Annotated in this window: 11 protein-coding genes; 4 read left to right on the top strand and 7 right to left on the bottom strand. The window is 68.2% G+C overall.

Features of this window, described 5'->3' with window-relative positions:
* The 3 genes from Q8R27_RS07180 to Q8R27_RS07170 all read right to left on the bottom strand — a co-directional run.
* A partial coding sequence (locus Q8R27_RS07180) for a carotenoid 1,2-hydratase (RefSeq protein ID WP_305698369.1) occupies positions 1-618 on the bottom strand: 618 nt, incomplete at its 3' end.
* A complete protein-coding gene (locus Q8R27_RS07175; RefSeq protein WP_305698368.1) occupies positions 618-3,155 on the bottom strand; it encodes an FtsX-like permease family protein in 2,538 nt (845 codons plus the stop codon). The genes Q8R27_RS07175 and Q8R27_RS07180, both read right to left, overlap by 1 nt.
* Positions 3,145-3,840, bottom strand: a complete 696-nt coding sequence (locus tag Q8R27_RS07170; RefSeq protein WP_305698367.1) for an ABC transporter ATP-binding protein — start codon at positions 3,838-3,840, stop codon at positions 3,145-3,147. Before Q8R27_RS07170 ends, Q8R27_RS07175 begins: the two co-directional genes overlap by 11 nt.
* Positions 3,841-3,987: 147 nt before the next feature.
* Here Q8R27_RS07170 and Q8R27_RS07165 point away from each other — a divergent pair, with 147 nt between their 5' ends.
* Entirely contained in the window at positions 3,988-4,161 is a 174-nt protein-coding gene (locus Q8R27_RS07165; RefSeq protein ID WP_305698366.1) for a NepR family anti-sigma factor, read from the top strand.
* Here Q8R27_RS07165 and Q8R27_RS07160 read toward each other — a convergent pair.
* Positions 4,158-4,697, bottom strand: coding sequence for a sigma-70 family RNA polymerase sigma factor (locus tag Q8R27_RS07160; protein ID WP_305698365.1), 540 nt, complete (start codon positions 4,695-4,697; stop codon positions 4,158-4,160). The genes Q8R27_RS07165 and Q8R27_RS07160 overlap by 4 nt on opposite strands.
* A gap of 210 nt (positions 4,698-4,907) precedes the next feature.
* On the opposite strand from Q8R27_RS07160, the gene egtB reads away from it, so the two are divergent.
* Positions 4,908-7,130 carry an ergothioneine biosynthesis protein EgtB gene (egtB, locus tag Q8R27_RS07155; RefSeq protein ID WP_305698364.1) on the top strand — a complete coding sequence of 741 codons (2,223 nt, stop codon included), beginning with the start codon at positions 4,908-4,910 and terminating at the stop codon, positions 7,128-7,130.
* A gap of 66 nt (positions 7,131-7,196) precedes the next feature.
* Here egtB and Q8R27_RS07150 read toward each other — a convergent pair whose 3' ends face one another.
* The 3 genes from Q8R27_RS07150 to Q8R27_RS07140 all read right to left on the bottom strand — a co-directional run bounded on the left by Q8R27_RS07150 (position 7,197) and on the right by Q8R27_RS07140 (position 9,855).
* Positions 7,197-7,412: a general stress protein gene (locus Q8R27_RS07150; RefSeq protein WP_305595126.1), complete on the bottom strand. Its 216-nt coding sequence runs from the start codon at positions 7,410-7,412 to the stop codon at positions 7,197-7,199.
* 362 nt (positions 7,413-7,774) lie between these two features.
* Positions 7,775-9,124, bottom strand: coding sequence for a HAMP domain-containing sensor histidine kinase (locus Q8R27_RS07145; RefSeq protein ID WP_305698363.1), 1,350 nt, complete (start codon positions 9,122-9,124; stop codon positions 7,775-7,777).
* Positions 9,121-9,855: a response regulator gene (locus Q8R27_RS07140; RefSeq protein WP_371134662.1), complete on the bottom strand. Its 735-nt coding sequence runs from the start codon at positions 9,853-9,855 to the stop codon at positions 9,121-9,123. The genes Q8R27_RS07145 and Q8R27_RS07140 overlap by 4 nt, the downstream gene beginning before the upstream one ends.
* Positions 9,856-10,077: 222 nt before the next feature.
* Between Q8R27_RS07140 and Q8R27_RS07135 the strand changes: the two genes are divergently transcribed.
* Positions 10,078-11,556, top strand: coding sequence for an amino acid permease (locus tag Q8R27_RS07135; RefSeq protein WP_305698361.1), 1,479 nt, complete (start codon positions 10,078-10,080; stop codon positions 11,554-11,556).
* A gap of 36 nt (positions 11,557-11,592) precedes the next feature.
* On the top strand, positions 11,593-11,828 hold a 236-nt coding region (locus tag Q8R27_RS07130; RefSeq protein WP_305698360.1), incomplete at its 3' end, for a hypothetical protein.

Raw genomic sequence — 11,828 nt, 5'->3', positions numbered from 1 at the left:
CCGCCGGCCGCGTCGCACCGTTCCCGACACGGCGAGCTGGGGCAGGGTGTAGTAGCGGCTGGCCTGCTTCGGCGCCGGGCCTTTGCGGCTGTAGCCCTCGAGCCCTTGAAGGAGCACCGGCTGGGTGGGTTCAAACACCAGGTCGAAGGCGAATTCGTTGGAGACGATCCTTGCCACGAACCGTCCATCGGGACGGCGTCGAAGGCTCCAGTCGTCCAGGACAATGTCAGTGTCGCGGGTGGAGGCCCGCGCCAGTCCGAAACCCTCGCGCGCCACGCGCTGGTCGTGCAGCAGGCGTCCAACCGACGGATCGGAGAGCGCGGCGTGCGCCAGCAGCACCTGTCGCGCGGCGAAGGCGCTGGGGTTGGCCTGATCGACGGGCGGGCGCGAGCGGAAGAAGGTGACCTGGAAGCCGATCGGCTGCGGCTTCGCGTCCAGCCAGCCGGTGACGTACCACCACTCGGTGCGGAATTCCGGATGCGCCCCGTGGTCGCGCGGGAAGCTTATCGCCTCACCGGGTTCTACCTCGGCGTAGACCGGCGGCGCGGCGTGCGCCGGCGCCTGCCACGTAGCGGCGAGCAATCCGGACAGGGCCGCGCGGCGATGAGGCGGGCGCATCACCAGTCTTCCCGCACGGCCTGCACCGCGTCGCGCGACACGGCGCGCCGGCCGGCGACCAGGGCCGTCGCGGCGGCGCAGGCGATCAGGGCGGCGGCGAACCCCGCCAGCAGGCCCCAGGGCACGCGGGTCTGCATGGTCCAGTGGAAGGATTGCGGATTGACCACATGGATCAGCACCTGGCTCATGACCAGGCCCAGGCTTGCGCCGGCGATCACCCCGATCAATCCCAGCAGCGCGCCTTCCGTGGCCAGCATGCCGATGATCTGGCGACGCAACACGCCGATGTGGCGCAGCATCCCGAACTCCTTGGTGCGCGCCAGTGTCTGGGCCGAGAGCGCGGCGGCGACGCCGGCCAGGCCAACCAGCACCGCCACCGCCTCGAGCAGGTAGGTCACTGCGAAACTCCGGTCGAAGGTGGCGAGGGCGGCGGCGCGCAGGACGCTGGGCCTGGCGATGGTGAGTCCATCGCGGCCGGCGGCCGGAACTAGGGCCTTTAGCGCGCCGATCACCCGGTCCGCCGATGCGCCCGGCGCCAGTTCGATCGAGGCGCCGGTGCGGCCCGCATCACCGGTCAGCCGCGTGTAGTCGTCGGAGGTCAAGGCGACCGCGCCGTGCTGGCGGGCGTAGTCGCGCCAGACGCCGGCCACGAACAGCGGCTCGCCGCCGGCCCTGTGGCCGATCGGCAAGGTGATCTGCTGGCCAGGCCGATAGCCGTAGATCCACTGCGCGGGCTCCGACACCCAGACCGGGGTGACGCCCTTCGGAACGGCCTGGGACTCCCCGATCATGGGCAGAGTGCGGCCAGGCGCGCGAGGGTCGATCGTCTGGCCGATCAGCGCGACCTCTGGCCGATCGGGAGCCAGGCGCAGGCTGGTCTGTCCGAGGAAGGCGGCGTGGGCGACACCCGGAACCGCCGCGATGCGCGCCTGCGCAGCGGGCTCGAAGCTCGCGCCCTCGACTCGCATGTAGATGTCGGCGGGCAGCACCTGCAGCAGCCATTCGTCGACCGAGCCGCGGAAACTGGCGACCATCACCGCCATGGCCACCACCAGGCTGGTGCTGGCGACGATGCTGCAGAGCGCGACGCCGGCTTGCGAAGGGGCGCCCCACAGCCGCTTCAACGCCAGGTCGATCACCGGTGCCCGACCGGCGCGTCCCTGGAGCGGACCAAGCAGACCGCGCGCCAGCCAGGGCGTGGCCGCGACTCCGCCCGCCAACATCAGCGCGATAGACAGGTAGCCGAACACCGGCAAGCCGCGCACAGCCGGCGCCATGGCCGCCGCAGCGCCCGCCAAGAGCAGCGTCAGTGCGAGGTCGACAGCAGGGCGCCGGTTGGGGTCCACCGCGTCACCGAGGTTCTTGAGCGCCACGGCAGGCGCCGCGCGTCCAGCCTCACGCGCCGGCAGCAGGCCGCCTAGCAACGCCGCTGCGATGCCGAGCGCCAGGAAGATCAGCGCCGGACCCGGCGTGAGCGCCAGTCTTGGCCGTTCACCGCTGAAATAGCCGCCGCCGAGATCACCGCCGAACACCCGCAAGGCGGCCTCCGCCAGCCCAGCGCCCAGCGCCAGTCCGGCCAGAGCGCCAAGCGTGCCGACGATCGCGGCCTCAGCGACCACGAGCCTGAGCAGAGCCGAACGCTCGACGCCGAGTACGCGCAGCAAAGCGAACTGCGGCCGCCGCCGTGAGACGGCCAGGGACTGCGCCGAATAGACCAGAAAGCCGCCGGTCATCAGCGCCATCAGCGCCAGCATGTCGAGGTTGACGCGGTAGGCGCGCGAGAGGGCGTCGCTGCGCCGCGCCTGGGCCTGCTGGGTGACCACCTGGGCCGACGCCGGGAGCATGCCTGCTACGCGGGCCGCCACGTCCCTTGGATCGGCGCCCTGGTCGATGCGCAGGTCGACGCGGTCGAGGGTTCCGAGGCGCGCGAACCGCCACTGGACCTGGGCGATATCCGCCACCGCCAGGCTCTGGCCCTGTGGCGCGGCTGCGAGCACGCCGCGGACAACGAACCCGACCTGCCGAACGCCGGCCGCGAGGACCAGCGGCTCGCCGAGACGCGCGCCGGTGGCGGCGAGCGCGGTCGGCGACAGGAAGACCCCCTGGCTGTCGAAGGGATCGCCCCCCATGGCGCCGGCGCGTTGGCCGAGCAGCGCGGGTGTGACGGCTGCGGCGCGTAGCACGTCGAGACCGATCAGTCGGACCGACGCGCCATTGTGGGCATGCGCTGCAATCTCGACGACCGGGCTCACGTGGGCGACGCCGGGCGTACGCGCCAGCCGCGGGTAGAGCGCCTCCTCAAAGCCATTTGGGCCGGCGGCGCGCACCTGCAAGTCGGCTTCGCCGTTCACGGCGCTGATCGCGCTGGCGAATTCGTTGAGGGCCGAGGCGTTTATCAGGTGGACGGCGAAGCCCAGGGCCACGCCCACGGCGATCGCCAGCCCGGCCAACACAGCGCGGGCAGGGTAGGCGCGCCATTCGCCACGCATCATCCACCATCGCGCAAGCGGCCCGCTGGAGATGCGCTCAGGCCGCATCGGCGCCGGTCAGGCCGTGTCGCGTCAACGTCAGGCTTCGATCGGCGGCCGAGGCCGCCGCGGCGGAATGGGTCACCAAGATCGCCGCGGCGCCGGCGCTACGCACCTGGCGGGTCAGCAGTTCCATGATCCTGCCGGCGGTTTCCGGGTCGAGATTGCCTGTCGGCTCATCGGCGAGGATCAGCGCGGGGCGATGCACCAAAGCGCGGGCGATCGCTACACGCTGGAGTTCGCCGCCTGAAAGTTGCGCGGGATAGTCGGCGTCGCGGCCGCCGAGCCCGACCTCCGCCATCATCGCCCGCGCGCGCTGCAGAGATGCGGCCTGACCTTGTCTTTGCAGGATCAGGGGCAGGGCGACGTTCTGCGCCAGCGTCAGATGGGGCAACACGTGGAAGGCCTGGAAGACGAAGCCGATCCGTTCGCGACGCAGCCGCGCGCCCTGATCCTCGTCGAGACCGCCTAGCTCGTCGCCATCCAACCGGATCGAACCGCAGTCCGCCTGGTCGAGGCCAGCGATCAAGTTCAGCAGGGTGGACTTGCCGACGCCGGATTCTCCAGTCACCGCGACGAAGTCCCCTGCGCGCAGGTCCAAGTCCAGGCCGTCGAACAGCACGCGGCCGCCCGGGACGGATTTGCGCAAGTCGCGGACTGCGAGCAGCGGGGTGTCGGGGTCAGGCGCGATCACGGTGCGACATATTAGACATTGGCGGACTTATGCGCACCGACTGCTCCACTTTTGGGCGAACCTGGCTTGGATGCGCGCAGATGCCGCGTTGTTCATTAACCCCACGCGGGTATTTCAAAGTCAGGTTTTCCCTTTCGGAGCGAGCCGATGGCGCACAATTCGGTTGATCTGGATCGGTTGGCCCATGTCGACGCGGCTTTGCGTGGCATGTTCGACGCGTTGCAGTCGCTTCCGTTGCCGAGCCGGCTCCTGTCGCTGGTCGACCAGCTCGACGACGACAACGATGAGCCAGGCGCCGATTTCGCCAGCGGAGGCCGCTAGTTTCCGCCCGATGCCGACTGACTGGTCGACGCCAGGACGTCGGACGGATCTTCGGCATCCATGATCTTCAATAGTTTGGCGCGCGCCCGATTCACGCGACTCTTTATCGTGCCCAACGCGCAACCGCATACCTCTGCGGCTTCCTCGTAGCTCAGCCCCGCTGCTCCGATTAGGATCAGCGCTTCGCGATGCTCATCGGGCAGCTTGCTGAGCGCTGCCTGCAGCGCGCGCACGGCGAGGCTCCAGTCCTGAGTGGCCGCTGTCTTGAGGGCGCCAGCGTAGACCCCGCCCTCATCCGGAATCTCGCGGCGCCGACGCACGACATTTGAGTAGTAGGTGTTGCGCAAGATCGTGAACAGCCAAGCGCGAAGATTGGTCCCGGATTCAAATTTATCTCTATTAGACCATGCTTTTATGAGTGTTTCTTGAACGAGATCGTCGGCATCGGGACTGTTGTGGCTGAGCGACCATGCGAACGCCCGGAGCGCTGGGAGCAGTTCGACGACGTCGTCGCGCCAACTCGACGCCGCAGTCATACAGGCCTCGCTGACCTCACGCCCGGAGCGCTGCTCCATGGTCGCTGGCTAGAACCGAAACGCAGCCTGGGATCATCCGTTCCGGCTTGAAGCGCGCCGCAAAGGCGCCAATCTCGGAACCTTGGCTAACCTGCGGCGTTCGCCGAACCGGTCTCCAAGCACGCGCGCGGGAGCGCCATTTGTCCGGCTCGACCTGGGGGGAGCCTAAGCATGTCGCCATCAGATGACGCGGCCGGCTTCGGCGCAGACCACATCGAACTCGGTACGCCGCTCCTGCGCTATCGCGGCGTTCGGGAAAACAGCCTGCGGCTGGTCGCTGGCCTCAGCGCCGAAGATCAGCTGGCGCAGTCGATGCCTGACGCGAGTCCCGCCAAATGGCACCTGGCGCACACCACCTGGTTCTTCGAGACGTTTTTGCTGACGCCGAACCTGCCGGGCTACGCGCCGTTCGACCCCGCCTACATGTACCTTTTCAACTCCTATTACGAGGCGATCGGAGATCGCCAACCCCGGCCCGAGCGCGGCCTTTTGACCCGTCCGTCATTGGACGAGGTCTTGGCCTATCGCGCCCATGTGGACGCCGGCATGGAGCGCTTGCTGTCCGCCGACGACGCGGCGGCGGCGGAGCTTCTCGAGCTCGGTCTTGCGCACGAGGAACAGCATCAGGAATTGATCCTCATGGACATCCTGCATCTGTTCGATCGGTCGCCGCTGAAGCCCGCGTATGCGCCGGGCGCGTTGTCGCCGGATCTTCGCGCGCCGCTCGCCCTCGGCTTCGCGGCCTTCGAGGGCGGTCTGGTGGAGATCGGCCACGCCGGAGACGGCTTCGCCTTCGACAATGAGAGCCCGCGTCACCGCACCTACCTTGAGCCCTTCCGCCTGGCCGAGCGGCTGACCACCAACGCCGAATGGATGGCGTTCATGGAGGACGGCGGCTACGCCCGCGCGGAACTGTGGCTGTCCGACGGATGGGACCAGGTCCGCGCTGAGGGGTGGCGCGCACCGCTCTACTGGCGCGAGGGCCCGCAGGGTTGGCAGGTGATGGGTTTGCATGGCCTGCACGCCGTCGATCTGAACGCGCCGGTCGCGCATGTCAGCTTCTACGAGGCGGAGGCCTACGCGACCTGGGCCGGAGCGCGGCTGCCGACCGAGGCCGAATGGGAGCACGCCGCCCAGGGCCTTCCCGCGCACGGCAATTTCCTGGGCGCCGGCAGGCTGACGCCGATGGCCGCGCCTCGATCCGCCGGCCTGCAACAGATGTTCGGCGACCTGTGGGAATGGACCCGCAGCGCCTATTCGCCATACCCGGGATTTCGCCCGCCCGCCGGCGCGGTCGGTGAATACAACGGCAAGTTCATGTCGGGGCAGTTCGTGCTGCGCGGCGGGGCGTGCGTGACGCCGGACGGCCACACGCGAGCGAGCTATCGCAACTTCTTCCACCCGCATCAGCGCTGGATGTTCTCAGGCGTGCGCCTGGCCAAGGACGGCGCGGCCGACCTCGCGACCACGCCGACTCGGTCGGATTTCGAGGTGGATGTTCTCGCCGGGCTTGCGCGGCCGCAGAAGCAGATACCGCCCAAGTATTTCTATGACGCCGAAGGCTCACGGCTGTTCGAAGCGATCTGCGAGTTGCCGGAATACTATCCGACGCGCACCGAGCTCGGTTTGCTACGAGACGCCGCGCCGCAGATCGCGCGCGAGATAGCGCCTGGCTCAGCCCTCGTGGAGTTCGGCAGCGGCGCCAGTCTGAAGACGCGGATCGTGCTGGATGCGGCGCCGCAGATCGCGGTTTACGCGCCGATCGACATCAGCGTGGCGGCGCTGGATGCGGCGGCCGCCTCGATCCGCACCGATTATCCGGCGTTGCGCGTGGCGCCGCTGGCCGAGGACTTCACGACCGCGCTCGAACTGCCTGCGGAGACCGAAGGGCGGCCTCGCGTCGGCTTTTTCCCGGGTTCGACCATCGGCAACTTCACGCCGCAGGAGGCGACAGCCTTCTTGATCGGCGCCTTGCGCCTGCTGGGCGAAGGCGCGGCGTTCCTGGTGGGCGTCGACCTTGTGAAAGATCCGGCCGACCTGGTGGCAGCCTACGATGACGCGCAGGGCGTCACCGCAGCGTTTAATCTCAACCTGCTGACCCGGATCAACCGCCAGCTTGGCGGTGACTTCGACCTGTCGGCGTTCGCCCATCGCGCGCTCTGGAACGCCAAGGAAAGCCGCATGGAGATGCACCTCGTCAGCCTGCGAGACCAAAAGGTGACGGTGAGTGGACGGCGTTTCGCGTTCGCACAGGGCGAGACGATCCACACCGAGAACTCCTACAAGTTCACGCTTGAGGGTGTGGCGGAGCTCGCTGCTGCGGCGGGATGGCGCCTGGAGCGCCAGTGGGTGAGCGCCGAGCCGAAATTCGCGATCGTGCTGCTCAGGTCCTGAACGGACGTCCGGCGCCCCGCCCGTGCTCACGCGAGCCGGGCGGGGCGGAATTCTCAGCCTACCAAGTCAGATGTCGTCGCGGCCGCGGGTGCGCCCGCCGCCGCGTGAAGCTTCGCCGCCCTTACGCCCGGCGGCGGCGGCGAGATCACGGTCCTTGGCGAAGCTGCGTTTCTCGCCAGGCACGCTTGCACCGCCCTTGCGGGCGATCTCGCGGCGGCGCTCGGGGTTCATCGCCGCGAAGCCTCGACGCGCACGGGGTTTGGCGTTCTGATCGACGTCCATAGGGAGCTCCTTAGCTTGCAGCGGGGGGGAGGTAGCTGTGGAGGCGTCTGCCTTCGCGAGCCGGCCAGTGTTCGACGCTCTGGGTCTTCCAGCAGCGGATGGCGGGTCGGTAGGCATGACGTCTCCCATGGGGGTTGTGGTCAAGCAAACCCGCAAGGCGCGGTGGAGGTTGCGCGGAAAACGCCGAAAGGCCGTTCACAGACGAGAGAATGACGCCGCTTGAGCGCGTCAATCGGTCCGGCACAGACGGTCTGCGAGGCGTTTGGGGGAGAAAATCCATCCCGCCAACGACCGATCGCGGTGCTGGTCGAGTCGCCACGAGAGCGTGGCGTCCGAAACTATTCTATTGTTGTAACAAATAGTTAGATCGGCAACTGGACCTTGGCCGATAAGCCGCCGCCTGGACGGTTGCTGAGCCAGACGTCGCCCCCGTGGCCGCGCGCAATGGAGCGCACCACCGCCAGTCCAAGTCCGATCCCGCCGGTCTTGCGACTGCGCGAGGGCTCGCGGCGATAAAAGGGCTCGAACACCCGCTCCACGTCCTCAGGCGGAATGCCGGGGCCGCGGTCCTCGATCTCCACCACGGCGTGCACGCCGTCGCGGAAGATGCGCGCGCGGGCCTGACCGCCGAACTTCACGGCGTTGTCGAGCAGGTTGGCGAACAGCCGGCGCAGCGCCAGCGGGTCGCCCTCCACGATCACGCGCTCCTCGGCCAGGATCTGGGTGTCGGCGCCGGTCTCGGCCATCTCGTCGCACAAACTCTCTAGCAGAGACGAGAGCTCCAGCGGCGTGCGTTCGCCGGCCCGGCTTTCGTCGCGCACGAAGGTGAGCGCGGCCGAGATCATCTGTTCCATCTGGTCGAGGTCGGCGGCCATTTTGACGCGTTGGTCCTCCGGCGCGTGCTCAATACGGAACCGCAGTCGGGTCAGCGGGGTGCGCAGGTCGTGGGCGATCGCGCCGACCATGGCCGTGCGGTCGGCCACATAGCGGTTCAGCCGTTGCTGCATGTCGTTGAAGGCGCCGACCGCGACGTTGATCTCGGTGGATCCGCGCAGTTGCAAGGGCGGCGCGCGCGGATCGCGGCCCAGGCGCTCGGCGGCCTCGGCGAAGACGCGCATCGGCATCGACAGCCTGCGTGCGAAGACATAGGCGACCGGCGCCATGGCTATGCCGGACAGCGCGAACCACAACAGCATGCGCTGCTGCCAGGCGTCGGGTCCAAAGCCGGGCTCGGGCCGGACGAAACGCCAGCGGCCGTCCGGCCGCTTGATCGCCACTTGGAAGGGCGCGACCAGGAAATGCTCTTCCCGGGGGACGCCTTGACGCGCCATGCGGTCGCGCAAAAGCCGCACGGTGCGGCGGTCGGCGAACGGGCTGTGGCGGCTGACGCCAATGACGATGCGATCGGGCGCGACGCCAAGCTCGGCGCCGAGCTTCGCCTGGATGATGACCGCGTTAGGGCCCTCCATCCAGAATTTGGGGGCCGCCTCGCTGACGCCAAGGATCAGCGGCCTGCGATCGCCGGGAGTCGAGCGCCCGCCGTTGAACGCCTGCACGATCTCGCTCAGCCGATAGAAGTCCGGCACCGGCGGCGGCAAGTTGATGATCAGCAGCATGCTGATCGTGGTGGCGGAGGCGAGCGTCAGCCCGATCAGCATCAGCACTTGGACGAACAGGGAAGCAGCGGGAGGGCCCCGCCGCGCCGAGGTCATGTGCGCTTCACCCGCGCGGTGAACATATAGCCCTCGTTGCGCACGGTGCGGATCAGATCCTGGCCGCCGCCGTCGTCGAGTTTGCGTCGCAGACGGCTGATCTGCACGTCGATGGCCCGGTCGAACGCCTCGGATGTCGGTCCGCGGGCGATGTCCAGGAGCTGATCGCGGGTGAGCACGCGTTGAGGGCGCTCGACGAAGGCGCGCAACAGCGAGAACTCGCCGCTGGACAGGTTGACGATTACTCCCTGGGGAGAGCGCAGCTCGCGACGCACGAGGTCCAGTCGCCAGTTGGCGAACTCGCAGCCCATGCCGACGCCGCCCGCCTCGGCGCGCTGCTCGGCGCGGCGCAGCACCGCGCGTACCCTGGCCAACAGCTCGCGCGGGTTGCAGGGCTTGGCCAGATAGTCGTCGGCGCCCAGTTCAAGCCCGACGATGCGGTCGGTGTCTTCGCCCATGGCCGACAGCATGATGATCGGCGGCGCGCCCGCCGAGCTCAGCCTTCGACAGACCGCCAGCCCGTCTTCGCCCGGCAGCATGACGTCGAGCACGATCAGGTCCACCGAGCCTCGCTCCAGCGCCGCCTCCATTTCGCGGGCGTCTGCGGCGGTGTCGACCTGGTAGCCGTGGCGGCCCAGGAAGTCGGAAACCACGTCGCAGATGCCTGGGTCGTCGTCGACCATGAGGATGCGAGCGGTCTGGGTGGCGGACTGCAGTTCCATGGACGTCATCCTGAGCGCGATGCGTAACCGCCGAATTTCATGATTGAAGGGCGTTCCGCAAGCGCCGCCTCGCGTGAAGGCCGATTACGAGGCTGGACTGCTAGCGACGGCGCCTAAGATCAGACTTCGGCATACGGAACAAAGGCGAGAGCCGGTCGCGCCGTTGCCGCGGGGTGCGACGCATGCCTATCCTCGCCGCGCGTCAGAAATGTCGGGGGAGACAGACGGCCCATGAAACTCTTCGCCAAGAAGCCTATCGCCGTACTGCTTGCTCAGGCGGCCGAGGATGGAGAGCACACGCTCAAACGCGGCCTCGGCGCGGTCAGCCTGACCATGCTCGGCATCGGCTCGATCATCGGGGCGGGGATCTTCGTGCTCTCGGGGCGCGAGGCCGCCGTACACGCCGGACCGGCCATCGTGCTGTCGTTCGTCGTCGCGGGCATTGTCTGCGCGCTGGCGGCGCTCTGCTACGCCGAGCTCGCCTCGACCATTCCGGTGGCCGGCTCGGCCTACACCTACGCCTACGCGACCCTCGGCGAGTTCTTCGCCTGGATCATCGCCTGGGACCTGATCATCGAATATCTGCTTGCCGGCTCCACGGTAGCCGTCGGTTGGTCGGGCTACTTTGTCGGATTGCTGAAGGACGCCGGCGTGGTGATCCCGATGGTGTGGAGCCAGGCGCCGTTCACCGTCAACGACGCCCACGAGCTCGTCGCGACAGGCGCGATCCTCAATGTTCCCGCCGTCGCCGTGGTCGCCTTCACCTCGCTGATCCTGATCCTGGGCGTGACGGAGTCGGCGACGTTCAACAACGTGGTGGTGGCGATCAAGGTGGGCGTGGTCCTCCTAGTGATCGTATTCGGCTTCATGTACGTGACGCCGGCAAACTGGAGCCCGTTGATCCCGGCTCAGATCACCCACCCGGAGACCGGGCAGAGCGCCTACGGCGTGTCAGGTATCTTCACCGCTGCGGCGGTGATCTTCTTCGCCTACATTGGGTTCGAGACCGTCTCGACGGCCGGGCAGGAAGCGAAGAACCCGCAGTTAAATCTGCCGATCGGCATCCTCGCTTCGCTGGCCATCTGCACGGTGCTGTACATCCTGATGAGCCTGGTGATCACCGGGCTCGCGCCCTACCAGATGCTCAACGTCGCGGCTCCGGTCTATGTCGCCGTCGACCACGTCGGGCCTCAGCTCGCATGGTTGAAGCCGGTCGTGACGATCGGGGCGACCATCGGCCTGGCCTCGACCATCCTGGCGCTGCTCTACGGCCAGTCGCGGATCTTCTACGCCATGTCCCGCGACGGCCTGCTGCCGAAGATCTTCTCCACCGTCCATCCAAAGCGGCGTACGCCGTGGGTCGGCACGGCCTTGACGGGCATGCTGGCCGGGCTGGTCGCGGGCCTGTTCCCGATCGGCATCCTGGGCGAGCTCGTCTCCGCCGGCACGCTGGCCGCGTTCGCGGTGATCTGCGCCGGCGTGGTCTTCCTGCGCATTCGCCATCCGGAGCTGCCGCGCCGGTTCAAGACGCCGCTGTGGTTCATCACCGCGCCCGCCGGGGTGGTCGCCTGTCTCTACCTGATCTCGCAGCTTCCGTCGGCGACGTTCGTGCGCCTGGCGGTGTGGATGGCGATCGGCCTGGTGGTCTACTTCGGCTACGCCTACTGGCATTCGCGCTATCACGAACGCCAGATCGCCGCGGCGGAGTGACTTCGCGTCCGCGGGCGCGATAGACCCGCGGGACCGATGCTGCCGATCCATGACGTCCTTGATGCGTTGAAGCTCGCGCTGGCGGGTGCGCCAGCCGCCGTGCTGGTCGCCCCGCCGGGCGCGGGGAAGACGACCGTCGCGCCCCTGGCTCTGTTGGATGCGCCCTGGCTGGCCGGCGGCAGGATCATCATGCTGGAGCCGCGCCGCCTCGCCGCGCGCGCCGCCGCCGAACGGATGGCGGCGACCCTGGGCGAAGCGGTCGGCGAGACCGT

Origin of the sequence: Phenylobacterium sp., from assembly GCF_030697305.1 — a bacterium.
Taxonomy (GTDB): Bacteria; Pseudomonadota; Alphaproteobacteria; order Caulobacterales; family Caulobacteraceae; genus Phenylobacterium.
This window is presented reverse-complemented; position numbering and strand designations above follow the sequence as displayed.